Raw genomic sequence first — 22656 nt, forward strand, 5'->3', positions numbered from 1 at the left:
GGCCGGGGGCCGTTTTGACCCGTCCGGGGCAGCGCGAGTATTCTTGCCGCTTGTTATGCGTATTGGCTCGGTCGCTCTCAGGCGAGAGGCCCTTACGTAGGTTCCCTGGAGCAGTTACCAGTGGGCGGCATACGGGCAGCGTTCCCGGCACTGTCGTCCCCAGCTGCACGATCGCTTCAGTGATGCCATGTGTCAGCACCCATCCACTGAAGAAGAAGGCTGCGAAGTGCGTACGTACAGCCCTAAGCCCGGCGATGTGACTCGCCAGTGGCACGTCATTGACGCTCAGGACATCGTCCTGGGCCGTCTGGCTACCACTGCCGCGAACCTCCTCCGTGGCAAGCACAAGCCGACCTATGCCCCGCACATGGACATGGGCGACTTCGTCATCATCATCAACGCCGACAAGGTTCACCTGTCGGGCAACAAGAAGACCCAGAAGCTGGCGTACCGCCACTCCGGCTACCCGGGTGGTCTGCGCTCCGTCCGTTACGACGAGCTGCTGGAGAAGAACCCCGAGAAGGCCGTCGAGAAGGCCATCAAGGGCATGATCCCCAAGAACTCCCTGGGCCGTCAGATGATCAGCAAGCTGAAGGTCTACTCGGGCGACCAGCACCCGCACGCTGCCCAGCAGCCGGTGCCGTTCGAGATCACCCAGGTCGCGCAGTAGTTCCGGCCACACCCCAAACAGAAAAGAATCTGAGGAGAACCGTGGCCGAGACCACCGTTGAGCAGCCGGTCGAAGAGACCGAGACCGAGCTCGTCGACATCGAGAGCTACACCACCGAGTCCGAGGTCCCCGTCGAGGGTGAGTACACCTCGGAGTCGCTCGCCGGCCGCTTCGGCGACCCGCAGCCGGCCGCCGGCCTGGGCCGTCGCAAGAACGCCATCGCCCGCGTCCGGATCGTCCCGGGCTCCGGCAAGTGGAAGATCAACGGTCGCACCCTTGAGGACTACTTCCCCAACAAGGTGCACCAGCAGGAAGTCAACGAGCCCTTCAAGGTGCTGGAGCTCGAAGGCCGTTACGACGTCATCGCCCGCATCTCCGGTGGCGGTGTCTCCGGCCAGGCCGGTGCGCTCCGTCTCGGTGTCGCCCGCGCGCTGAACGAGGCCGACGTCGACAACAACCGCGGCGCCCTCAAGAAGGCCGGCTTCCTCCGCCGCGACGACCGTGCGGTCGAGCGCAAGAAGGCCGGTCTGAAGAAGGCCCGTAAGGCCCCGCAGTACAGCAAGCGCTAAATCCCGGCGCTTCGCCGCACCGCTCGCTTCGCCCCGGTGGCACACTCCCTGTGCCGCCGGGGCGGTTTGCGTAGCAGGCTTGACGGTTCATCGCAGACGTACACGCAGACTGTCGGTACAACCCCGAAAGGGGGAGGACAGTCTCAGGGGATGTACTGGGTCCCGGGACGAGCGGGACACTCGGGGGAGACCCGGTACGAGCCGCACATTCTCAGCAATTCGGAGGACACCACTGTGGGACGACTCTTCGGCACGGACGGCGTGCGCGGTGTCGCCAACGCGGATCTGACGGCCGAGCTCGCGCTCGGACTCTCCGTCGCGGCGGCACACGTACTCGCCGAGGCGGGAACGTTCGAGGGCCACAAGCCGGTGGCGGTGGTCGGGCGGGATCCGCGGGCGTCCGGAGAGTTCCTGGAGGCGGCCGTCGTGGCCGGTCTCGCCAGTGCGGGCGTCGACGTGCTGTGCGTCGGCGTGCTGCCCACGCCCGCTGTGGCGTTCCTCACCGGGGAGCTGGGCGCCGACCTCGGCGTGATGCTCTCCGCCAGCCACAACGCCATGCCCGACAACGGCATCAAGTTCTTCGCCCGCGGCGGCCACAAGCTCGCCGACGACCTGGAGAACCGCATCGAGGGTGTGTACGAGGAGCACCGCACCGGGGCGCCCTGGGACCGGCCGACGGGCGCGGGGGTCGGGCGCGTCCGGTCCTACGACGAGGGCTTCGAGCGGTACGTCGCGCATCTGCTGGCCGCGCTCCCCAACCGGCTGGACGGGCTGAAGATCGTCCTGGACGAGGCGCACGGCGCCGCCGCCGGGGTCTCGCCGGAGGTGTTCACCCGGGCCGGCGCCGAGATCGTCACCATCGGGGCCGAGCCGGACGGGCTCAACATCAACGACGGGTGTGGGTCGACGCACCTCGGGAAGCTGCGGGCGGCCGTCGTCGAGCACGGGGCACATCTCGGCATCGCGCACGACGGGGACGCGGACCGGTGCCTCGCCGTGGACCACCAGGGCGACGAGGTCGACGGGGACCAGATCCTCGCGGTGCTCGCGCTGGCCATGCGGGAGCGCGGGGAGCTCCGCTCGGACACCGTGGTCGCGACCGTGATGTCCAACCTCGGCTTCAAGCTGGCGCTGGAGCGGGAGGGGCTGCGGCTGGTGCAGGCCGCGGTCGGGGACCGCTATGTGCTGGAGGAGATGAAGGAGCACGGGTACGCGCTCGGGGGCGAGCAGTCCGGGCACGTGATCATCTCCGACCACGCGACGACGGGTGACGGCACGCTGACGGGGCTGCTGCTGGCGGCCCGGGTCGCGCAGACCGGGCGTCCGTTGCGGGAGCTCGCGGGTGTGATGGAGCGGCTGCCGCAGGTGCTCGTCAATGTGCCGGACGTGGACCGGTCGCGGGTGTCCACGTCGGCGGAGCTGGCGGCGGCGGTTGCCGAGGCCGAGGGGGAACTGGGTTCCACGGGGCGGGTGTTGCTGCGGCCTTCCGGGACCGAGCCGTTGGTTCGGGTGATGGTGGAGGCCGCGGACATCGAGCAGGCGCGGGCTGTGGCGGGGCGGTTGGCTGATGTGGTGAAGTCGGCGCTCGGCTGAATTGCCGGTTCTGTGTGATCCGGGGGTGGTGAGGCCCGGGGGCTGGTGCGTTCCGGTTAGGGGCGTGGGGTTCCGGGGACGGCGGGCGCGGGTGTGTGTGTGGGGCTGGTCGCGCCCATCCGGCGGTAGCCGCACATTCAGCGCGGCCCCCGCGCCCCTGAAGCGCGGGGGCCGCGTCCTTCGCGCTTCAGTTCTTCGCGCCCTCACTCTCGGTCACGGTGTTGCGTTGTCTTGACCACAGCCACTTCTGGAGCAGCAGGGTGAGGGTGCCCGCGAGGACGATGCCCAGGAGGTTCAGGAGCAGTTGCTCCGTCGAGCCGACCGTCTGTTTCATGTCGCCGTAGGCCAGGGCCACCGCCGCGTTCGCCGCCGCCGGGACCGTGGTGACCGAGATGGCCACACCCACCAGGGCCCCGGACTTGGCCGAGGTCAGGGAGAGGGTGCCCGCGATGCCGGCCAGGACCGCCACGATGAACGAGAAGGCGTCGGGGGCGTAGACGAAGGCGGTGTTGGGGCGGTCGGCCTCCAGTTTGGCCTCGGTGAAGTAGCCGAGCGCGTCCATGAAGAGGCTGAAGGCGACCGTCGCCGCCATGGCCGCCGCGAAGCCCACCAGGAGCGCGATCAGGGAGCGCAGGGCGAGGCGCGGGTGGCGCTGGACGATGGACGTGCTGATACCGGCCAGCGGGCCGAACTCGGGGCCCACGGCCATCGCGCCGACGATCAGGACCGCGTTGTCCAGGACCACACCGCAGGCCGCGATCATCGTGGCGAGGGTGATGAAGGCGACGTAGGTGACGGAGAGCGTCGACTCCTCGTGGGTGGCGTCCGTCAGGTGCTCCCACAGGACCGCGTCCGCGCCCTCGCCGGGCGCGTCCTTCTCGGCCTTGTCGGCCCGTTCCGAGAGCGACAGGTCGATGTTCTCGACGGCGATGGAGCCGGTCCTGTCGAGGTCCAGCGCCCGCAGCGCGCCGATGAGTTCGTCGCCCGCCTCGCGCGCCACGTCGCACATCACGACGTCTCCGGCGGGGTCGCGGGCGGCGCCCGGTACGACGACGAGGTGGGTGCACCCGACCGCGTCCTCGATCAGACGCACCACGTCCTCGGTCCGGTCGGCCGGGGTGATCAGGCGCAGATGCAGCATGCCCGCAGGGTAGCCGGGCCCGGTGAAGCTACAGCTTGCGCAGGCTCAGGCGGCGGACCTTGTGGTCGGCGCCCTTGCGGATGATGAGGGTGGCGCGGCCCCGGGTGGGGGCGATGTTCTCGACCAGGTTGGGCTTGTTGATGGTGCGCCAGAGGGTGCGGGCGTAGTCGAGGGCGTCGTCCTCGGAGACCTGGGTGTACTTGCGGAAGTAGGAGTCGGGCTTCTGGAAGGCGGTCTGGCGGAGCTTCTTGAAGCGGTTGAGGTACCAGCGCTCGATGTCGTCGGCGCCGGCGTCGACGTAGACGCTGAAGTCGAAGTAGTCGGCGAGACCGACGCGGGTGCGGCCGTCGCTGCCGGGGAGCGCGGGCTGCAGGACGTTCAGCCCCTCGACGATGAGGATGTCGGGGCGGCGGACCGTGAGCCGTTGGTCGGGGACGATGTCGTAGATGAGGTGCGAGTAGACGGGGGCCGTCACCTCGCCCTTGCCGGCCTTGATGTCGGCGACGAAACGGGTCAGGGCCCGGCGGTCGTAGGACTCGGGGAAACCCTTGCGGGAGACCAGGCCGCGTTCCTGGAGGTCCTTCATGGGGAGCAGGAAGCCGTCGGTGGTGACCAACTCCACGCGCGGGTGCTCGGGCCAGCGGGCGAGGAGGGCCTGGAGGAGGCGGGCGACGGTGGACTTGCCGACGGCCACGGAGCCGGCGACACCTATGACGAACGGGGTGCCCGACTGGGAGCCCTGCTCGCCCAGGAACGTGTTGAGGGCACCGCGCAGGCCGTCGGTGGCGCCGATGTAGAGGTTGAGGAGCCGGGACAGCGGCAGATAGATGTCCCGGACCTCGTCGAGGTCGATGACATCGCCCAGGCCGCGCAGCTTCTCGACCTCCTCGGCGTTGAGGGGGAGCGGCGTCTTTTCACGCAGCGCGCTCCACTCGGCTCGGGTGAGGTCGACGTAGGGAGTCGCCTCCGGCCTGGGCCGGTGGGCGCTCCGCGGCAACGAGGAGACCGGTGAGATCACAGTCCATTGTTAACGGAGTTTGAACGAGGTGACGGGGTGGGGTCCGTCACGCCGGGGGCACAGTAGAGCATCCGCCCCTCACCGTGTGTGAAGTGTGACGAAGGTATGGACCTGGGGTGGGGGTGGGACTAGCGTCCGGGCGGCCGGGAGGGAGCCGCCTTCCGGCCGTTGCGCGGTCATTGGGGAAGTCTGATGTCTTTCGGTGGGCGCTTGAGGTCGAGGAAGGCCGTGCGGCGGGATTCCGCGCACGGTGACGAGGAGCTGGCCGCGCGGGTCTGCAGCGAGCTCTCGGCGGATCTGCCGGACGAGGATCTGGGGGAGTGCCTCTCCGACGTGATGGACCTGTACCGGATGGGGAGCAAGCCCCGGTGCGAGGAGGCCGAATATCTGGGGATGGTGCGGGAGGCGATCGAGCGGATCGAGGAGGGGAACTGAGGGTGGCGGTCGGGTGGGTGGGGGCGGGCGTCAGGCCGTGATGTCCCGCCAGGCCGCCGGGATCGACTCCGCCACGTCGTGGGCGCCCGCCGGGGCGCCGTCGGCGGCGTAGCGGCCCGCAAGGCCGTGGACGTACGCGGCCACGCTCGCCGCGTCCAGGGCGGAGAGGCCGGCGGCCAGCAGCGAGCCCGCCAGGCCCGAGAGGACGTCGCCGCTGCCGGCGGTGGCGAGCCAGGGCGTGCCGGTGGCGTTGACCCGGACCGGGGCGGCGGGGTCCGGGTCCGCGATCAGCGTCGTGGAGCCTTTGAGGAGGACCGTCGCGTCGTAGGCGCGGGCCAGGTCGCGTACGGCGCCGAGGCGGGACGCCTCGACCTCCTCGCGGGTGATCCCGAGCAGGGCCGCCGCCTCGCCCGCGTGCGGGGTCAGCAGGGTCGGTGCCGTGCGGGTGCGCACGGTCTCGCGGTCGGCGAGGCGGAGCCCGTCGGCGTCGAGGAGGACGGGGACGTCGGTCGAGAGCGCCTCGGCGACGGGGGCCGCCTCGTCGCCGGCTCCCGGCCCGGCGACCCAGGCCTGGACGCGGCCCGCCTTCTTCGGGCCCGTGTTCGAGACCAGCGTCTCCGGGAACCGGGCGAGGACCGCGTCGCCGGCCGCGCCGACGTAGCGGACCGCGCCCGCGCCGCCGCGCAGGGCGCCCGCGACCGCGAGGACCGCCGCTCCCGGGTAGCGGGCCGAGCCCGCCGCGATGCCCACGACCCCCCGGCGGTACTTGTCGCTCTCCTGCGACGGGCAGGGGAGGAGGGCGGCCACGTCGGTGTGCTGGAGCGACTCCAGGGCGGGGGCGGCCGGGAGGGTGTCCGTGAGGCCGATGTCGACCAGCCGGACCGAGCCGGCGTACGCGCGGGCCGGGTCGACGAGGAGGCCCGGCTTGTGGGTGCCGAAGGTGACGGTGAGGTCGGCGCGGACGGCCGCGCCGCGCACCTCGCCGGTGTCCGCCTCGACGCCGCTCGGGAGGTCGACGGCGACGACGGTGGCGGGGGAGGCGGCGACCAGGGCGGCCAGGCGGGCCGCTTCCGGGCGGAGGCCGCCCTTGCCGCCGATGCCGACGACGCCGTCCAGGACGAGGTCGGCGCGGCTGATGTGGGTGTCGGCGGCGGTGGGGGTGGCGGTGGTGCCGCCTGCCCGGAGGAGGGCGTGGAGGGCGGCCGGGTGGGTGCGGTCGGGGGAGAGGAGCACGGCGGTCACTCCCGCGCCTCTCCTTGCCAGGCGGGCCCCGGCGTACAGCGCGTCGCCGCCGTTGTCGCCGCTGCCGGTGAGGACGACGACGCGGCTGCCGTAGACGCGGCGGGGGAGGATGTCGGCGCACGCGGCGGCCAGGCCCGCGGCCGCGCGCTGCATGAGGGCGCCGTCGGGGAGGCGGGCCATGAGGGTGCGTTCGGCTGTGCGGACGGTTTCTACGCGGTGGGCTGAGCGCATGGGGACGAGTCTGCCTTGTTTGTCGGGCCCGGTGCAGCTGGGCCGGGGTGGTGGGGTGCCCCCTCCGCTGCTGTGGGTGGGGTGCGTTGTCGGGTGCGGGTCCGGTGGGGCTTCTCGCGCAGTTCCCCGTGGCCCCTGAGAACCCAGGCTCCGCGCCCCTAAAAACCCAGGCCCTGCGGGCCTGAAAGGCAGCGGTCCTCTGCGGGCCGAAAGCCAACGGTCCTGCGTGCCTGAAAGGCTCGGGGCGCAGCCCCTGCTTTTCAGGGGCGCGGGGAACTGCGCGACCAGCCCCGACTCACCCGCACCCGACAACGCCCCCCGGCACCCACCTCTCCTCAGCCCTCCGCGATCACCACCGCCGACGCCACCCCCGCGTCGTGGCTCAGCGAGATGTGCCAGGACGTGACGCCCAGCGCGGAGGCGCGGGACGCGACCGTGCCGGTGACGCGGAGGCGCGGTTGGCCGGAGGGCTCGACATAGACCTCCGCGTCGGTCCAGCGCAGGCCGCTGGGGGCGCCGAGGGCCTTGGCGAGGGCCTCCTTCGCGGCGAAGCGCGCCGCGAGGGAGGCGACGCCCCGGCGTTCCCCGCTGGGCAGCAGCAGTTCGCTGGGCAGGAAGAGGCGGTCGGCCAGGCTGGGCGTGCGCTCCAGCGAGGCGCGGAAACGGTCGATCTCGGCGACGTCGATGCCGACTCCGATGATGGGCATGATCCGCACCTTACGGCGGACGCGCGCGGCTCACTCCACGGTCACGGACTTCGCCAGGTTCCGCGGCTGGTCCACCTCGTTGCCCCGGGCCGTGGCCAGTTCGCACGCGAAGACCTGCAGGGGCACGGTGGCGACCAGCGGCTGCAGCAGGGTCGGGGTGGCCGGGATACGGATCAGATGGTCGGCGTACGGGACGACCGCCTCGTCGCCCTCCTCCGCGATGACGATGGTGCGGGCGCCGCGGGCGCGGATCTCCTGGATGTTGGAGACGATCTTGTCGTGGAGCAGGGAGCGGCCCGCCGGGGACGGCACCACGACGACCACCGGCAGGTCCTCCTCGATCAGCGCGATCGGGCCGTGCTTCAGTTCGCCCGCCGCGAAGCCCTCCGCGTGCATGTAGGCCAGCTCCTTGAGTTTCAGGGCACCCTCCAGGGCCACCGGATAGCCCACGTGACGGCCCAGGAACAGGACCGTGTCCTTGTCGGCGAGGGTGCGCGCCAACTCCCGTACCGGCTCCATCGTTTCGAGGACCCGCTCCACCTCGCGGGAGATGCGGGAGAGGTCGCGGACCACCGCCCGGATCTCGTCGCCCCACTGGGTGCCCCGTACCTGCCCGAGATACAGCGCCACCAGATAGCACGCCACCAGCTGCGTGAGGAACGCCTTCGTCGAGGCGACCGCCACCTCGGGGCCCGCGTGGGTGTAGAGGACCGCGTCGGACTCGCGGGGGATCGTCGAGCCGTTGGTGTTGCAGATGGCGAGGACACGGGCGCCCTGTTCGCGGGCGTGGCGCAGGGCCATCAGCGTGTCCATGGTCTCGCCGGACTGGGAGATGGCGACGACCAGCGTGTGCGGGCCGAGGATCGGGTCCCGGTAGCGGAACTCGCTCGCCAGCTCCACCTCGCAGGGGATCCGGGTCCAGTGCTCGATGGCGTACTTGGCGATCAGGCCCGCGTGGAAGGCCGTACCGCACGCGACGATGACGACCTTGTCCAGCTCGCGCAGTTCCGCGTCACGGATGCGGACCTCGTCCAGGCTCAGCGCGCCCGCCGCGTCGATACGGCCGAGGAGCGTGTCCGCGACCGCCTTGGGCTGCTCGGCGATCTCCTTGAGCATGAAGTAGTCGTAGCCGCCCTTCTCCGCCGCCGACGCGTCCCAGTCGACGTGGTACGAGCGGACCTCGGCGGGGCGGCCGTCGAACGTCGTCACCGTGACGCCGTCGCGGCGCAGCTCGACCACCTGGTCCTGGCCCAGCTCGATCGCCGAACGGGTGTGGGCGATGAACGCGGCCACGTCCGAGGCGAGGAACGCCTCGCCCTCGCCGACCCCGACCACCAGCGGCGAGTTCCGGCGGGCGCCCACGACCACGTCCGGTGCGTCCGCGTGCACCGCGACCAGTGTGAACGCCCCCTCCAGCCGCCGGCACACCAGGCGCATCGCCTCCGCGAGGTCGTCGCACGAGGAGAACTCCTCGGCGAGCAGATGGGCGACGACCTCGGTGTCCGTCTCGGAGAGCAGGTCGTGGCCGCGGTCGGCCAGTTCGGCGCGCAGCGCGGCGAAGTTCTCGATGATGCCGTTGTGGACGACGGCGACCCGGCCCGCGTTGTCGAGGTGCGGGTGGGCGTTGGCGTCCGTGGGGCCGCCGTGGGTGGCCCAGCGGGTGTGGCCGAGGCCGGTCGAACCGGTCGGCAGCGGTCGGCCGACCAGCTCCTTCTCCAGATTGACCAGCTTCCCGGCCTTCTTCGCGGCGGCCAGGCCCCCGTCGGCGAGGACCGCCACGCCCGCGGAGTCGTACCCCCGGTACTCCAGCCGCCTCAGCCCGGCCAGGACCACGTCGAGTGCGGACTGCGCGCCGACGTAACCCACGATTCCGCACATATCAACCCCTGTGTCGTACCGTTCGCGACCTGTCGTGTGCCGTAGGTGACTGTACGTGACGCCGGTGGTGTCCGGTCAGCCCGCATATCGGGTGACTTCGCGCGTGCATATCGGGTGACCGTACGCGCGGCGCCCTCACCCGGGCGAGTGCGGCACGTATCGCTGATCACATGACGAGCCGACATATGACGAGCGGGCGACCGGGATTGCGGGCCCTGGCCGTGTGCCTCGCCGTGTTCCCCGCGCTGGTGACCGCACTCCCCGTCGACGCCGCCGCGGCACCCCGCGCGCCGCACCGGTCCGCCGCGCCGCCCGGCGACGGCCCCCTCGTCCCCGGCGTGCCGCCCGGCCCGCACCAGCCCTGGCAGATCGACACGCCCGACCAGGCGCTGCCGCCGCGGGTGTACGCGCCCGGCGCGGCGGAGGAGGCGGTGGAGCCGAGGAGCGCGGCGGCCGGGACGTACGACCTCGTCGAGTACGTGCCGCTCGGCGAGGCCCAGGCGTTCGCCGCGGCCGAGGTCACCTGCACGAAGCTGACGGGCCCCTACCAGCGGCAGGTCGAGCGGTATCTGCGCCGGAAGGCGGACGGGAAGCAGTCGCGGGCCGACTGTCTGGCGATCCGGGCGTTCCAGATCAAGCAGCGCATCAAGCCGGCGATCGGCTTCGCGGGGCCGGTGACCTGGGCACGGATGCAGTTGCTGGCCGCCCGCAAGAACCCCAACGCGGCCGGGAAGTGCCCGGTGCGCACGTACCGGGTGGCGTGCGTGGACCTGTCGCGGCAGCTGACGTGGGTGCAGAAGGGGAAGAAGGTGGTCTTCGGGCCGGTGCCGATGCGTAGCGGGCGGAAGGCGTACCCGACCCGTGCCGGGTGGCACACGGTGTACTGGAAACACAAGAACCACTGGTCGACGCTCTACAACACGCCCATGCCGTACAGCCAGTTCTTCAGCGGTGGACAGGCGTTCCACGCGGTGTACGGGTCCCTCTACACGGAGATCGGGTCCATGGGGTGCGTGAACCTGCGGCTGGCGGACGCACGGACGCTGTGGGGGGTGCTGAAGACGAAGGACCGGGTCTTCGTGTGGGGGAAGCGGCCCGGGAAGTGAGGCGCGCGGGGCCGGGATCGTTCGTACGTCATGGGCCGCGCCCGTTCGAAGGGGACTGCCGTGGCTCTGAGACACTGGGGCTGACATGAGTGAGACAGCACCTCTGCGGAGCGCGCCCCTGCGGGCCCGTGCCGAGATCGATCTGGATGCCCTGCGGGCCAATGTGCGGACCCTGCGCGCGCGGGCGGCGGGTGCCGAACTGATGGCCGTCGTCAAGTCCGACGCGTACGGCCACGGGGCGGTGCGGTGTGCCCGGGCGGCCGTCGAGGCGGGCGCGACCTGGCTCGGGACGGCCACGCCGGAGGAGGCGCTGGCGCTGCGGGCGGCGGGTCTGTCCGGGCGGCTGATGTGCTGGCTGTGGGCGCCGGGCGGCCCCTGGCGCGAGGCGGTCGAGGCAGATCTCGACGTCGCGGTCAGCGGACTGTGGGCGCTGCGGGAGGTCACCGACGCCGCCCGTGCCGCGGGCCTGCGCGCGCGGGTCCAGCTCAAGGCCGACACCGGGCTCGGGCGCAACGGCTGCGCGCCCGGCGACTGGCCGGAACTCGTCGCCGAGGCGCTGCGGGCCGAGGCCGAGGGGCTGGTGAAGGTCACCGGACTCTGGTCGCACTTCGCCTGCGCCGACGAGCCCGGTCACCCCTCCATCGAGGCCCAGCTGACCCGCTTCCGCGACATGGTGGCCCAGGCCGAGGAGCAAGGCGTCCGCCCCGAGGTGCGGCACATCGCCAACTCCCCGGCCACGCTCACCCGCCCGGACGCGCGCTTCGACCTCGTCCGGACGGGCATCGCGGTCTACGGCGTCTCGCCCAGCCCGGAGCTGGGCAGCGCGGCCGACCTCGGGCTGCGCCCCGTCATGCGGCTCAGCGCCTCGCTCGCGCTGGTCAAGCACGTGCCCGCCGGTCACGGCGTCAGCTACGGGCACCACTACGTCACCCCCGGCGCCACGACCCTCGGCCTGGTCCCCGTCGGCTACGCGGACGGGGTCCCCCGGCACGCCTCCGGCACCGGGCCCGTCCTCGTCGGGGGCAAGTGGCGGACGGTCGCGGGCCGGGTCGCCATGGACCAGTTCGTCGTCGACCTCGGCGGGGACGAACCCGTCGCCGGGGACGAGGTCGTGCTGTTCGGGGCCGGTGACCGGGGCGAGCCGACCGCCGAGGACTGGGCGCAGGCGGCCGGGACCATCGCGTACGAGATCGTGACGCGCATCGGAACCCGCGTCCCGCGCGTCTACGTCGATACGGGTGAATGAGCGGGCGCGTGCGGCTCCGGGTGCGGCCCCCGAGTATGTGATCACGGGTGTCCGGCGCGGGTGCGCCGGGGTGTGATCCGGGGCACGTCCGGGCGCGGGCATGAGCGGCCGGTGCCCGAACACGAGTAAGTGAAAGACGAACAGGACTGGACACTCCGTACGGATGTGCGGAGCGACGGCGGTAGCGGCATCGGCAACGGGACCGGCAACGGGACCGGACGTCGGCGAAGAGGAGCGGGACGTGAGCGAAAGCAGCGCGGAGGCCGTGGAGGCCGTCGCGAGCGCGGCCGCCGCCTCGGCCGCGTCCGGCGACGGCATCTGGCGCAGGGCGGGTGTCGCGGGGGCGGCGATAGGCGTGGTCGCGGCGGGCGCGGCGGCGGGCGTCGCCATAGAGCGGCTCACCGTCGGACGCGGCATGCGCCGCAAGGCCCAGCTCGCGCTCGACTCCACCGGCCCGTACGGGACGCTGCGCGGCACCCCTGGCAAGGCGTACGCCGACGACGGCACCGAGCTGTACTACGAGGTCGACGACGTCGAGCCCGAGGCCGGGCTCTCGCCCCGCAGACGCCGCCTCTTCGGCCGCAAGACCCCCGCCCCGGTCACCGTCGTCTTCAGCCACGGCTACTGCCTCAACCAGGACTCCTGGCACTTCCAGCGGGCCGCGCTGCGCGGTGTCGTACGGACCGTGCACTGGGACCAGCGCAGCCACGGCCGCTCCGGCCGGGGCGTGGCCCAGGTGCGGGACGGGCTGCCGGTCACCATCGACCAGCTCGGGCGCGACCTGCGGGCCGTCATCGACGCGGCCGTCCCCGAGGGGCCCGTCGTGCTCGTCGGGCACTCCATGGGGGGCATGACCGTCATGGCACTGGCCGCGCACTGCCCGGAGCTGATCCGCGAGCGGGTCGTGGCCGTCGCGCTGGTCGGTACGTCCTCGGGGCGGCTCGGCGAGGTCAACTTCGGGCTGCCGGTCGCGGGCGTCAACGCGGTGCGGCGGGTGCTGCCCGGGGTGCTGAAGGCGCTGGGGCAGCAGGCGGCGCTGGTGGAGCGGGGGCGGCGGGCGACCGCCGATCTGTTCGCCGGGATCATCAAGCGGTACTCGTTCGCGTCGCGGGACGTCGACCCGGCGGTCGCGCGGTTCGCCGAGCGGATGATCGAGGGCACGCCGATCGACGTGGTCGCCGAGTTCTATCCGGCGTTCACCGAGCACGACAAGACCGAGGCACTGCCGACCTTCGCCGAGCTGCCGGTGCTCGTGCTGGCCGGGGTCAAGGACCTCGTCACGCCGAGCGAGCACAGTGAGGCCATCGCCGATCTGCTGCCGGACGCGGAGCTGGTGCTCGTACCGGACGCGGGGCATCTGGTGGTGCTGGAGCACCCCGAGGTGGTCACCGACCGGCTCGCGGACCTCCTCACCCGGGCGGGGGCCGTGCCGGCGGGGGCTACCGTTACTGGTTATGGAAGCGCCAGCAGCACCGCACGCCCCGGGTGAGTCCGGGCCGTCTCTGCGGATCACCGTCCCTTCACCCGACCAGATGCTGGAGCTGGGCCGTCGCCTGGCCAAGCTCCTGCGGGCGGGCGATCTCGTGATGCTCAACGGGGAGTTGGGCGCCGGGAAGACCACCCTCACCCGGGGGCTCGGGGAGGGGCTGGAGGTGCGGGGTGCGGTCACCTCGCCGACCTTCGTCATCGCCCGCGTGCACCCCTCGCTGGCGGCGGGGCCGCCGCTCGTCCATGTCGACGCGTACCGCCTGGGCGGCGGGCTGGACGAGATGGAGGACCTCGATCTCGACGTCTCGCTGCCCGATTCGGTGATCGTGGTGGAGTGGGGCGAGGGGAAGGTCGAGGAGCTGACGGACGACCGGCTGAGCGTCGTCATCCACCGGGCCGTCGGGGACACCACGGACGAGGTACGGCTGGTGACCGTCACCGGGCTGGGTGAACGGTGGGCGTCGGTGGAGCTGGGTGTGCTTTCCGCGTGACGCTCCGCCTTTGCGCTCCGCCGTGGTGGAGCGGTGGTTCCGACGGGGTGTCGGTAAGTGTTGCGCGGGTCGTGCTCGGCGTGTTCACATGGGTGCAGCCCTCGGTTAGGTCTACCTAACTTGGTTCGCCCGGTGGCATCAGGAGGCGTCCATGTCGACAGCGGAACACAAGGCCGTGCCGTCCTCCGGGGCGGGCGGGGTGTCGATGCGGGACCTTCTGGCTTCGTGTGCGGCGGCGCGGGTCGTCTCGACACCGCCGTCTGCTCCGCCTGTGGCTCCGCCCGTGAAGGGGGAGGGGCGGCGGGGTGTGGGTGAGCGGTGCCGTAGGGCTGCTTAGGGATCGCTCCGGGTGGGGTGGTTCCGGTCCGGGCGCGGCTGCGGGTGGGTGGGGGCTGGTCGCGCGGTTCCCCGCGCCCCTGAAACGACCGGCGATTCCCCTGGCCGGTGACTGAGAAGGCACCCGCCTACTCGACCACGACCACCTTCGTGCCGATGCCCGCGAACAGCCACATCGCCTTGCCGTCCTTGCGGGACTCGCGGATGCCGCCCGTCTTGGTGGCGGGGTCCGGTTCGGGGGTGGAGCCGTCCACCGCCGCGCTGAAGCCGATGGAGACGCCGTCGACCGTGGCGAAGCGGACGACGTTCTCGATGGGGGTGCCGTCGGAGCCGGTGACGGCGGCGGAGCGGGACGAGACCGTGTAGGTCGCGGGGGCGGGGTCGACCGTGCTGGGCGTGACCTCGAAGGTGCGGGTGACCTTCTCGTTGGCGCCGACCAGCCAGACGCGGTCGTCGTCGAGGGAGTAGACGACGCGTTCGCCGGTGCCCGAGCCCTCGGGAAGGAGCTTCTCCGTGTCCTTCTTCCGCTCGCCGGGCTTCTTGGACTTCGGGAGCGCCGAGGACTTGGAGGGAGACGGCTTCCCGAGGTCGTCGGGCACGTGGGCCGACGCCTGATAGGTGAGGAAACCGACTGCGGCGACGGCCGCCGCGGTGAGCCCGGCCACGATTACCGAGCTGCTACTGGCCACCTTCTGAGTCCACCTCTCGTACCCACGTACGCCTTTGAAGCACGTCTGTGCTGTGACGGTAGCAGCAGAGGGGACGTGTACCGGGTCGGCCGTGGCCCGGCCCGAAGCGCCGTAGGCTGTTTGCGTGCTCTTGCTCGCTCTGGATACCGCCACCCCCGCCGTCACCGTCGCGCTGCACGACGGGACGGACGTCGTCGCCGCGTCGAGTCAGGTGGACGCGCGACGCCACGGGGAACTGCTGCTGCCCGCCGTCGACCGGGTTCTCGCCGAGGCGGGCACCCGCCTCGACGCCGTCACCGGCATCGTCGTGGGCATCGGCCCCGGCCCGTACACCGGGCTGCGCGTCGGCCTCATGACCGCCGACACCTTCGGCCTCGCCCTCGGGGTCCCCGTCCACGGCCTGTGCACCCTCGACGGACTCGCGTACGCGGCCGGCGCCGAGGGCACGGTCGAGGGGCCGTTCGTGGTGGCGACCGACGCCCGGCGCAAGGAGGTGTACTGGGCGCGGTACGCGGACGCGCGGACGAGAACCACCGACCCCGCCGTCGACCGGCCCGCCGAGATCGCCGACACGGTGGCCGGACTGCCCGCCGTCGGGGCCGGCGCGGTCCTCTACCCCGACACCTTCCCGGACGCCCGCGGGCCCGAGCACGTCTCCGCGGCCGCCCTCGCGGCGCTGGCCGCCGAGCGGCTGGCGGCGGGCGCGGAACTGGAGGCGCCCCGGCCGCTGTACCTGCGCCGGCCCGACGCCCAGGTGCCCAAGAACTACAAGGTGGTCACCCCCAAGTGACGACCCCCGTGCTGCGCGAGATGCGCTGGTGGGACATCGAGCCCGTCCTGGAGCTGGAGAAGGACCTCTTCCCGGAGGACGCCTGGTCCCGTGGCATGTTCTGGTCGGACCTCGCCCACGCGCGCGGGCCCCACGCGACCCGGCGGTACTACGTCGCCGAGGACGCCGACGGACGGATCATCGGCTACGGGGGCCTGGCCTCCGCCGGGGACACCGCCGACGTGCAGACCATCGCCGTCGCCCGCGAACAGTGGGGCACCGGCCTCGGCGCGCTGATCCTCACCGAGCTGCTGCGGGCCGCCACCTCCTTCGAGTGCGCCCAGGTGATGCTCGAATGCCGGGTCGACAACGTCCGCGCCCAGAAGCTCTACGAACGCTTCGGCTTCGAGGCGATCGGCTTCCGCCGCGGCTACTACCAGCCGGGGAACGTGGACGCCCTCGTCATGCGCCTCAACGACCCTTCCGCATCCGTACAAGGAACCGAGATCAATGGCTAGGTCCATGGCTGACGAACCCCTGGTCCTCGGGATCGAGACCTCCTGCGACGAGACCGGCGTCGGCGTCGTGCGCGGCACGACCCTGCTGGCCGACGCGATCGCGTCGAGCGTCGACGAGCACGCCCGCTTCGGCGGGGTGGTGCCCGAGGTCGCCTCCCGCGCGCACCTGGAGGCGATGGTCCCGACCATCGACCGCGCGCTGAAGGAAGCGGGCGTGAGCCCGAAGGACCTCGACGGCATCGCCGTCACCGCCGGTCCGGGCCTCGCGGGTGCCCTGTTGGTGGGCGTCTCGGCGGCCAAGGCGTACGCGTACGCGCTCGGCAAGCCGCTCTACGGCGTCAACCACCTCGCCTCCCACATCTGCGTCGACCAGCTGGAGCACGGGGCGCTGCCCGAGCCGACGATGGCGCTGCTGGTGTCGGGCGGGCACTCGTCGCTGCTGCTGTCCACGGACATCACCTCGGACGTACGGCCGATGGGCGCGACCATCGACGACGCGGCGGGCGAGGCCTTCGACAAGATCGCGCGGGTGCTGAACCTGGGCTTCCCGGGCGGTCCCGTCATCGACCGGTACGCGCGCGAGGGCGACCCGACGGCGATCGCGTTCCCGCGCGGTCTGACCGGGCCGCGGGACCCGGCGTACGACTTCTCCTTCTCCGGGCTGAAGACGGCCGTGGCCCGCTGGATCGAGGCGAAGCGGGCGGCCGGCGAGGAGGTGCCGGTGCGGGACGTGTCGGCGTCCTTCCAGGAGGCGGTCGTGGACGTGCTGACCCGCAAGGCCGTCCGCGCGTGCCAGGACCAGGGCGTCGACCACCTGATGATCGGCGGCGGCGTGGCCGCCAACTCCCGGCTGCGGGCGCTGGCGCAGGAGCGCTGCGAGAAGGCGGGCATCCGGCTCCGGGTGCCGCGCCCGAAGCTGTGCACGGACAACGGCGCGATGGTCGCGGCCCTCGGCGCGGAGATGGTCGCCCGTAACCGCCCCGCCTCCAGCTGGGACCTCTCCGCCGACTCCTCCCTCCCGGTGACCGAACCGCACGTGCCGGGGCACCACCACGACCACGACCACGTGCACGAGGTGAGCAAGGAGAACCTCTACTCGTGACGGTCGCGCTGATGTGGGAGGCGCGGGCGGTGGAAGGCCGGGGCTCCGAACTCCTCGCCTGGGCGCGGGCCCAGGAGCTTCCGGTCCGGCCACTGCGGCGCGAGACGTTGCGCGCGCCCCAGGACCGGGTGCTCGTCATCACCTGGTGGGACGCGGACTACGACGCCGAGCTGCCCGAACTGTCCGAGCCCGGCGGGGAGTTGGTCAGTCGGGCGGTCCACCGGTGGCGGTTCGAGTCGCTGGACGGCTGAGGCGGCGGTACCGGCGTTCGCCGAGCCGGTCCAGGGCGGGGAAGCAGAGGGCGAGACAGAGCAGCGGGACACCCCCGACCAGGAGCAGGGTGTGGGGCGGCCGGTCGGTGAACGCCATCCCCATGTCGACGACGAGCATGGCGGCCGCGACGACCAGGCTCGCGAGACCCGCCCGCCGCAACGCCGTGCGCCGCCGCGCCCCTCGCGCGATGCGTGCCTCCACCTCCGGCCGTTCCTCGGCCGAGGTGAGCCCGAGCCGCAGGGCGGTGGCGGACAGGTCGGCGACCTCGGCGACCGGGTCGGCCAGCTGGTACTCGTCGAGGTGGGGGAGGCGGGCCCGGCGCCCGTCGGAGGTGTAGAGGTACCCCGACCAGCGGGGGGAGCCGCCCCTGTTGTCCTCGACCCGGATGCCGTAGATGTCCGGCCAGGCCCAGCGGCGCGTGCGCAGCGGTCCCCGCACGGTGACCCCGTCGGCCGTGACCGACGTCCGCGCCCGCCACTGCTCCAGCACCACCCGGCTCGCCGTGGCCACCCAGGCGACCACGGCCAGCACGTTCCAGCCCGACGGCCCGAGCGTCGCCATCGCGTGCAGCGCACCGGCGGAGACCAGCACCGCCGCGACCAGTGTGGTGAGGAACGCGGGTGGTACGCGCCGTCTGCGGTACTCCCGTTCGATGCCGTCGTTCACCGCGCTGTTATAGCCGGCCCCGGTGAGCGTGGGGTAAGGACGCCGACCGCGCGTACGGAACGGGGAGTACGCGGCTGTTCGGTGGACAGTACCGTGATCGTGCGGTCACTCTGGGTCGATGGTGCACGGTGTGGAATGGGCGGCGCAGGGGCCGGGCGGTGAGCCCGAGTCGTCGGACAGCATGCGGGCGTTCGGGGCGGTGGTGCGGGCGCTGCGCGAGCATGCGGGGGTGAGCCGGGAGGAGTTCGGGGCGCTCGTCCATCTGTCCCGCCACTCCGTCGCGTCCATCGAGTTGGGGCGACGGCTCGCGGACCAGCGGTTCGTGGAGCTGGCGGAGGAGGCCACGGGCGGCACGGGGGCGGTGCGAGGCGCTTTCCAGCACATGGCTCGACAGCCGGGGTTGGCGGCTTGGTTCAGGACGTGGGCGAGGCTGGAAAGGGAGGCGGTGAGCCTCGACACGTACGAGTGCCGCATCCTGCCTGGACTGTTGCAGTCCGAGGCGTACGTCCGGGCCGCGTTCTCCAACAACATCCCCGTGGTCGGCGACGAGGAGATGGAGGAGCAGGTACGTGCGCGCATGGAGCGGCAGCAGCTGATGCGTGAACGCCTCGGCACGTCGTTCAGCTTCATCATCGACGAGGCGGTGTTGCGCAGTCGCCTCGGTGGTCCGGCTGTCATGAGCGACGCGCTGGACTGCGTCCTGACCTGCGCGGCCGCCCGTAACGTGCAGGTGCAGATCATGCCGATGGCCTTCGAGGCGCACGCTTGCCTCGCTGGCCCGCTCCGGCTGCTGGAGACGGAGGACGGGAGGCGTTACGCATACGCCGAAGGACAGCAGCACGGGCGGCTGATCGCCGACGTAAAAGAGGTCGTTACCCTTGGCCAGCGGTATGCGACACTGCGTTCGCAGGCCCTGCCGCCGGGTGACTCCAAGGACCTGCTCAGGCAGATTCGAGGAGCGCTATGAGCAACGACCTCACGTGGTTCAAGAGCAGCTACAGCAGCCCGCAGGGCGACGACTGCCTCGAAGTCGCCCTGGAATGGCGCAAGTCGACCTACAGCGGCACCGCAGACGACAGCTGCATAGAGATCGCCCCCACCCCCACCACCATCCACATCCGGGACTCCAAAGACACCACCCGCCCCCACCTCGGCCTCGGCCCCGCCGCCTGGGCCGCGTTCGTCGTGCACGCGGCGGCCCAGGCGGCCTGACCGCCGTCAGTTCTCCATGGCCCGGACCTCCGTCCCGCAGTGCAGCCGGCGGTCCGGGCCGACCTCCCGTACCGGCCCCTCCAGCGTGAGCGTGGCCCGGTGGCGGATGTCCGTGCTCGACGCGCCCCACCGCAGTTCCAGGGCACCCGGTTCGACCACGAGCCGGCCCGAGCGGTCCGCGAAGGCCGACACGTCGGGGTGGAAGCGGAACGTCACCCGCTGGGCCGCACCCGGCTCCAGCTCCACGCGCCGGTAGGCGATCAGGCGTACGTCCGGGCGGGTCACCGTGGCCACCGGGTCGTGCAGGTACAGCTGGACGACCTCCGCGCCCGCTCGTTCACCCGTGTTGCGGACGGTCACCGACACGTCGTACGTGGTGTCGCCGTCCGTGGTGACCGAGGTGCCCTGCTCCTGGAAGTCCGTCCACGCGAACGTCGTGTACGAGCGGCCGTGCCCGAAGGGGTACAACGGGGTCGGGTCGATGTTGCTCGCGCCGCCGAGGAGGCCCATGGGCGGCTGGAGGTACGTCCACGGCTGGCCGCCGGGGCGGTCGGGGACGCTGACCGGGAGGCGGCCGGAGGGGGAGATGCGGCCCGACAGCACTCCCGCCACCGACGGGCCGCCCTCCTCCCCGGGAAAGAAGGACTGGACGGTGGCCGCCAGCCTGCCGTTCCAGCGGCCCAGTGCGTAGGGGCGGCCGGTCAGCAGGAGCAGGACCACCGGTGTGCCCGTGGCGACCAGCGCGTCGAGCAGCTTCGCCTGGACGCCCGGCAGCCGGAGGTCCTCCGCGTCGCAGCCCTCGCCGGAGGTGCCCCGGCCGAAGAGTCCGGCGCGGTCGCCGAGGACCGCCACGCAGACGTCGGCCTCGGAGGCGCGGGCGACCGCCTCGGGGAACCCGCCGGTGTCGCCGCCGTCGACCGTGCTGCCGGTGGCGTACGTGATCTTCGCGTCCGGGAGTTCCGTGCGCAGGGACTCCAGGACGGTCGGGATCTCGATGCCGAGGGCGGTGCCGGGGTGCGCGGGCAGGACATGGGAGGGGAAGGAGTAGCAGCCCAGCATGGCCAGCGGGTCGTCGGCCCGGGGGCCCACGACCGCGATCCGCAGGTCGAGGGCGAGCGGCAGCACGGCGTCGGGGTTGTCCAACAGGACCACCGACTCCTCGGCCAGGCGGCGGGCCAGGGCGCGGTTGCGCGGGGGGTCCAGGTCGGCGGCGGGCGTGGGCGGCTCGGGGCTCCAGTCCTCGTCCAGGAGGCCCAGTTCGCACTTCTGGATCAGGACGCGGCGGGCGGCGAGGTCCACCAGGGACTCGGGGACCTCGCCCGCGCGGACCGCCGCCACCAGGGGCTCGCCGTAGCAGCGCAGGCCCGGCAGCTCCACGTCGACCCCGGCGGCCAGCGCGGCGTGAGCGGCCTCGGCGCGGCTGCCCGCCACGCGGTGGTTGGTCTCCAGGAAGCCGATGCCGAAGTAGTCGGAGACGACCGTGCCCGTGAAGCCCCAGTCGTCGCGCAGGAGTTCGGTGAGCAGGCGCCGGTCGGCCGAGACCGGGACGCCGTCCGTCTCCGTGTACGCGGCCATGACCGAGCGGGCGCCGCCCTCCCGCAGTGCCATCTCGAACGGCGGCAGGACCACGTCGGCGAACTCGCGGACGCCCGCGCGCACGGGTGCGTGGTTGCGGGCGCCCACCGAGGCGGCGTACCCGGCGAAGTGCTTCAGCGTGGCCACGATCCCGGCCGACTCCAGGCCCCGTACGTACGCCGAGCCGATGGTGCCCACCAGGTACGGGTCCTCGCCCACGGTCTCCTCGACCCGCCCCCAGCGCGGGTCGCGGACGACGTCCAGGACGGGGGACAGGCCCTGGTGGACACCGACCGACGCCATGTCGTGGCCGATGTTCCGGGCCATCTCCTCGACGAGCGAGGGGTCGAAGGTCGCGCCCCAGGCGAGGGGGACCGGGTACGCCGTCGCGCGCCAGCTGGTGAAACCGGCCAGGCACTCCTCGTGGGCGACGGCCGGGATGCCGAAACGGTTCGCGGCCATGATGCGGCGCTGGAAGCGGGCCAGCACCTTGGCGCCCTCGGCCGGGTCGAGGGGGGCCGTGCCGAAGACACGGGTGAGCTGGCCGAGGCCCCGGGTGATCAGCTCGTCGAAGTCGAACGCCTCCGTCATGCCCGCCTCGTCGGGGGCGATGTCCTCACCGTTCGCGTCGTTCTTCACCCACACGCCGTACAGCTGCGCGGTCTTCTCTTCGAGGGTCATCCGGGACAGCAGGTCCTCGACCCGCTCGGCGGCGGGCAGGGCGCGGTCACGCCAAGGGGTGGTCATACGACTCCTGTCAGGGGTCGGTGAGTTCCAGGGATGCGGAGAGGGCTCATTTGCCGCCCACGCCCATCAACCCGCCCACCAGCGCCCGCCGCGCCACCAGGTACACGGCGAAGATCGGGATGCCGGAGAGGACGACCGAGGCGAGCAGGGCGGGGATGTTCACGCCGAACTGGCTGACGTAGTTGAACAGTCCGAGCGTCAGGACGCGTGGGCCGTCGGACTGCGTGAAGATCAGCGGGAAGAGGAAGCCGTTCCAGGCCTGCAGCGCGGAGAAGATGACGACCGTGCTGATGCCGCCCTTGGCGAGCGGGATCGTCAGCTGGAAAAGCACCCGCAGCGGTGAGGCGCCGTCCAGGGCCATCGCCTCGTACAGGTCCTCCGACACGTCCCGCAGGGTGCCGACGAGGACCAGGACGGAGACCGGCATCGCGAAGGCGGCCGTCGGCAGGATGACGGCCAGGAGGGTGTCGTACAGGTCGAGTTTCGCGATCAGCAGATACAACGGCACGACGACCGCCTGCGCCGGGATCGCCACGCCCAGGAGGAACAGCCGGAACGCGGCGTTCGACCAGCGGTTCCGGGTGCGGACGGTGACGTAGGCCAGGGGGATCGACAGCACCAGGACGATGCCCACGACCGACACCGCGACGATCGCCGTGTTGCTCATCAGATGGCCGAAGCCGCTGGTGAGGACGGTGTTGTAGTTGTCGAGGGTCGGGTCGGTGGGAGGCTTGAGGGGGTTGCCCGTCAGGGCCTTGTCCGCGCCCGTGAGCGACGCCGACAGCATCGCGTAGATCGGGATCAGGACGATGACCAGCCAGAGGAACGCGCCGAGGCCCGCGACCGGGTTGGCGCGCCGCGTCCAGTGCCGGCGGCGCCGGGGTGACTCCGTGGACGGGCTCCCGTCCGGCTGCCGGGTGCTCGTGGGGCGCGCCAACGTGTCGTGTGACACTC

Annotated in this window: 24 protein-coding genes; 15 read left to right on the forward strand and 9 right to left on the reverse strand. The window is 72.1% G+C overall.

What is annotated here, in order from left to right:
* Positions 1 to 226: 226 nt before the first annotated feature.
* From rplM to glmM, 3 genes are all read left to right on the forward strand, one after another.
* Positions 227 to 670: a 50S ribosomal protein L13 gene (gene rplM, locus ACFU5F_RS01305; protein WP_383880218.1), complete on the forward strand. Its 444-nt coding sequence runs from the start codon at positions 227 to 229 to the stop codon at positions 668 to 670.
* Positions 671 to 711: 41 nt separating this feature from the next.
* On the forward strand, positions 712 to 1239 hold the full coding sequence (rpsI, locus tag ACFU5F_RS01310) for a 30S ribosomal protein S9 (protein ID WP_059079046.1): 528 nt from the start codon (positions 712 to 714) through the stop codon (positions 1237 to 1239).
* A 234-nt stretch (positions 1240 to 1473) separates the two neighbouring features.
* Positions 1474 to 2832, forward strand: coding sequence for a phosphoglucosamine mutase (gene glmM, locus ACFU5F_RS01315; RefSeq protein ID WP_383880221.1), 1359 nt, complete (start codon positions 1474 to 1476; stop codon positions 2830 to 2832).
* 187 nt (positions 2833 to 3019) lie between these two features.
* On the opposite strand, the gene ACFU5F_RS01320 is transcribed toward glmM, so the two are convergent.
* Together ACFU5F_RS01320 and coaA are read right to left on the reverse strand one after the other, a co-directional pair.
* Complete coding sequence (locus ACFU5F_RS01320; protein WP_383880223.1) at positions 3020 to 3973, reverse strand: DUF389 domain-containing protein; 954 nt, start codon at positions 3971 to 3973, stop codon at positions 3020 to 3022.
* A 28-nt stretch (positions 3974 to 4001) separates the two neighbouring features.
* The gene (gene coaA / locus ACFU5F_RS01325) at positions 4002 to 4991 is read right to left on the reverse strand and encodes a type I pantothenate kinase (protein ID WP_383880225.1); all 990 of its coding nucleotides are present in this window, start codon (positions 4989 to 4991) and stop codon (positions 4002 to 4004) included.
* Positions 4992 to 5219: 228 nt separating this feature from the next.
* On the opposite strand from coaA, the gene ACFU5F_RS01330 reads away from it, so the two are divergent.
* Positions 5220 to 5426: a hypothetical protein gene (locus tag ACFU5F_RS01330; RefSeq protein WP_383880227.1), complete on the forward strand. Its 207-nt coding sequence runs from the start codon at positions 5220 to 5222 to the stop codon at positions 5424 to 5426.
* Between the two features lie 30 nt (positions 5427 to 5456).
* On the opposite strand, the gene ACFU5F_RS01335 is transcribed toward ACFU5F_RS01330, so the two are convergent.
* The 3 genes from ACFU5F_RS01335 to glmS form a co-directional block, all read right to left on the reverse strand.
* Positions 5457 to 6899 (reverse strand): NAD(P)H-hydrate dehydratase, encoded by a 1443-nt coding sequence (locus ACFU5F_RS01335; RefSeq protein WP_383880230.1) that lies wholly within the window; start codon positions 6897 to 6899, stop codon positions 5457 to 5459.
* Between the two features lie 335 nt (positions 6900 to 7234).
* Complete coding sequence (locus tag ACFU5F_RS01340; RefSeq protein WP_383880233.1) at positions 7235 to 7606, reverse strand: holo-ACP synthase; 372 nt, start codon at positions 7604 to 7606, stop codon at positions 7235 to 7237.
* 30 nt (positions 7607 to 7636) lie between these two features.
* Positions 7637 to 9484, reverse strand: coding sequence for a glutamine--fructose-6-phosphate transaminase (isomerizing) (gene glmS, locus ACFU5F_RS01345; protein ID WP_383880236.1), 1848 nt, complete (start codon positions 9482 to 9484; stop codon positions 7637 to 7639).
* Between the two features lie 170 nt (positions 9485 to 9654).
* Between glmS and ACFU5F_RS01350 the strand changes: the two genes are divergently transcribed.
* The 5 genes from ACFU5F_RS01350 (at position 9655) to ACFU5F_RS01370 (ending at position 14152) form a co-directional block, all read left to right on the forward strand.
* The gene (locus tag ACFU5F_RS01350) at positions 9655 to 10590 is read left to right on the forward strand and encodes a L,D-transpeptidase (RefSeq protein WP_383880239.1); all 936 of its coding nucleotides are present in this window, start codon (positions 9655 to 9657) and stop codon (positions 10588 to 10590) included.
* 85 nt (positions 10591 to 10675) lie between these two features.
* Positions 10676 to 11836: an alanine racemase gene (gene alr, locus ACFU5F_RS01355; RefSeq protein ID WP_383880241.1), complete on the forward strand. Its 1161-nt coding sequence runs from the start codon at positions 10676 to 10678 to the stop codon at positions 11834 to 11836.
* 241 nt (positions 11837 to 12077) lie between these two features.
* Entirely contained in the window at positions 12078 to 13325 is a 1248-nt protein-coding gene (locus ACFU5F_RS01360) for an alpha/beta fold hydrolase (protein WP_383880244.1), read from the forward strand.
* Positions 13291 to 13815 (forward strand): tRNA (adenosine(37)-N6)-threonylcarbamoyltransferase complex ATPase subunit type 1 TsaE, encoded by a 525-nt coding sequence (gene tsaE / locus ACFU5F_RS01365; protein ID WP_383880247.1) that lies wholly within the window; start codon positions 13291 to 13293, stop codon positions 13813 to 13815. The genes ACFU5F_RS01360 and tsaE overlap by 35 nt, the downstream gene beginning before the upstream one ends.
* A 151-nt stretch (positions 13816 to 13966) precedes the next feature.
* Positions 13967 to 14152, forward strand: a complete 186-nt coding sequence (locus tag ACFU5F_RS01370; protein WP_383880250.1) for a hypothetical protein — start codon at positions 13967 to 13969, stop codon at positions 14150 to 14152.
* Between the two features lie 127 nt (positions 14153 to 14279).
* Here the strand turns inward: ACFU5F_RS01370 and ACFU5F_RS01375 are convergent, their stop codons facing one another.
* Complete coding sequence (locus tag ACFU5F_RS01375; RefSeq protein WP_383880252.1) at positions 14280 to 14840, reverse strand: hypothetical protein; 561 nt, start codon at positions 14838 to 14840, stop codon at positions 14280 to 14282.
* A 124-nt stretch (positions 14841 to 14964) separates the two neighbouring features.
* On the opposite strand from ACFU5F_RS01375, the gene tsaB reads away from it, so the two are divergent.
* From tsaB to ACFU5F_RS01395, 4 genes are read left to right on the forward strand one after another with little or no spacing between them, the layout of a single operon-like run.
* The gene (gene tsaB, locus ACFU5F_RS01380) at positions 14965 to 15630 is read left to right on the forward strand and encodes a tRNA (adenosine(37)-N6)-threonylcarbamoyltransferase complex dimerization subunit type 1 TsaB (RefSeq protein ID WP_383880254.1); all 666 of its coding nucleotides are present in this window, start codon (positions 14965 to 14967) and stop codon (positions 15628 to 15630) included.
* On the forward strand, positions 15627 to 16127 hold the full coding sequence (gene rimI / locus ACFU5F_RS01385) for a ribosomal protein S18-alanine N-acetyltransferase (RefSeq protein WP_383880257.1): 501 nt from the start codon (positions 15627 to 15629) through the stop codon (positions 16125 to 16127). Before tsaB ends, rimI begins: the two co-directional genes overlap by 4 nt.
* 4 nt (positions 16128 to 16131) lie before the next feature.
* The gene (tsaD, locus tag ACFU5F_RS01390) at positions 16132 to 17229 is read left to right on the forward strand and encodes a tRNA (adenosine(37)-N6)-threonylcarbamoyltransferase complex transferase subunit TsaD (protein ID WP_383880259.1); all 1098 of its coding nucleotides are present in this window, start codon (positions 16132 to 16134) and stop codon (positions 17227 to 17229) included.
* Positions 17226 to 17480 (forward strand): hypothetical protein, encoded by a 255-nt coding sequence (locus ACFU5F_RS01395; RefSeq protein ID WP_383880261.1) that lies wholly within the window; start codon positions 17226 to 17228, stop codon positions 17478 to 17480. The genes tsaD and ACFU5F_RS01395 overlap by 4 nt, the downstream gene beginning before the upstream one ends.
* On the opposite strand, the gene ACFU5F_RS01400 is transcribed toward ACFU5F_RS01395, so the two are convergent.
* Positions 17434 to 18168, reverse strand: a complete 735-nt coding sequence (locus ACFU5F_RS01400) for a PH domain-containing protein (RefSeq protein WP_383880263.1) — start codon at positions 18166 to 18168, stop codon at positions 17434 to 17436. The two genes, ACFU5F_RS01395 and ACFU5F_RS01400, sit on opposite strands and share 47 nt — an antisense overlap.
* A 118-nt stretch (positions 18169 to 18286) precedes the next feature.
* Here ACFU5F_RS01400 and ACFU5F_RS01405 point away from each other — a divergent pair, with 118 nt between their 5' ends.
* Together ACFU5F_RS01405 and ACFU5F_RS01410 are read left to right on the forward strand one after the other, a co-directional pair.
* Positions 18287 to 19135, forward strand: a complete 849-nt coding sequence (locus ACFU5F_RS01405; RefSeq protein ID WP_383880265.1) for a helix-turn-helix domain-containing protein — start codon at positions 18287 to 18289, stop codon at positions 19133 to 19135.
* A complete protein-coding gene (locus ACFU5F_RS01410) occupies positions 19132 to 19380 on the forward strand; it encodes a DUF397 domain-containing protein (RefSeq protein WP_383880267.1) in 249 nt (82 codons plus the stop codon). The genes ACFU5F_RS01405 and ACFU5F_RS01410 overlap by 4 nt, the downstream gene beginning before the upstream one ends.
* 6 nt (positions 19381 to 19386) lie before the next feature.
* Here ACFU5F_RS01410 and ACFU5F_RS01415 read toward each other — a convergent pair whose 3' ends face one another.
* Positions 19387 to 21702 carry a glycoside hydrolase family 3 N-terminal domain-containing protein gene (locus tag ACFU5F_RS01415; RefSeq protein WP_383880269.1) on the reverse strand — a complete coding sequence of 772 codons (2316 nt, stop codon included), beginning with the start codon at positions 21700 to 21702 and terminating at the stop codon, positions 19387 to 19389.
* 46 nt (positions 21703 to 21748) lie between these two features.
* Positions 21749 to 22654: a carbohydrate ABC transporter permease gene (locus ACFU5F_RS01420; RefSeq protein ID WP_383880271.1), complete on the reverse strand. Its 906-nt coding sequence runs from the start codon at positions 22652 to 22654 to the stop codon at positions 21749 to 21751.
* Between the last annotated feature and the right edge of the window lie 2 nt (positions 22655 to 22656).

Origin of the sequence: Streptomyces sp. NPDC057438 (genome assembly GCF_042802995.1) — a bacterium.
In the GTDB taxonomy this organism is placed as follows: Bacteria; Actinomycetota; Actinomycetes; order Streptomycetales; family Streptomycetaceae; genus Streptomyces.

Coding starts and splice junctions, on each gene's coding strand:
- ACFU5F_RS01320 (WP_383880223.1), bottom strand. CDS start 3,973: ATGCTGCATCTGCGCCTGATCACCCCGGCCGACCGGACCGAGGACGTG.
- ACFU5F_RS01335 (WP_383880230.1), bottom strand. CDS start 6,899: ATGCGCTCAGCCCACCGCGTAGAAACCGTCCGCACAGCCGAACGCACC.
- ACFU5F_RS01340 (WP_383880233.1), bottom strand. CDS start 7,606: ATGCCCATCATCGGAGTCGGCATCGACGTCGCCGAGATCGACCGTTTC.
- glmS (WP_383880236.1), bottom strand. CDS start 9,484: ATGTGCGGAATCGTGGGTTACGTCGGCGCGCAGTCCGCACTCGACGTG.
- ACFU5F_RS01350 (WP_383880239.1), top strand. CDS start 9,655: ATGACGAGCCGACATATGACGAGCGGGCGACCGGGATTGCGGGCCCTG.
- alr (WP_383880241.1), top strand. CDS start 10,676: ATGAGTGAGACAGCACCTCTGCGGAGCGCGCCCCTGCGGGCCCGTGCC.
- tsaE (WP_383880247.1), top strand. CDS start 13,291: ATGGAAGCGCCAGCAGCACCGCACGCCCCGGGTGAGTCCGGGCCGTCT.
- ACFU5F_RS01370 (WP_383880250.1), top strand. CDS start 13,967: ATGTCGACAGCGGAACACAAGGCCGTGCCGTCCTCCGGGGCGGGCGGG.
- tsaD (WP_383880259.1), top strand. CDS start 16,132: ATGGCTGACGAACCCCTGGTCCTCGGGATCGAGACCTCCTGCGACGAG.
- ACFU5F_RS01405 (WP_383880265.1), top strand. CDS start 18,287: ATGGTGCACGGTGTGGAATGGGCGGCGCAGGGGCCGGGCGGTGAGCCC.
- ACFU5F_RS01410 (WP_383880267.1), top strand. CDS start 19,132: ATGAGCAACGACCTCACGTGGTTCAAGAGCAGCTACAGCAGCCCGCAG.
- ACFU5F_RS01415 (WP_383880269.1), bottom strand. CDS start 21,702: ATGACCACCCCTTGGCGTGACCGCGCCCTGCCCGCCGCCGAGCGGGTC.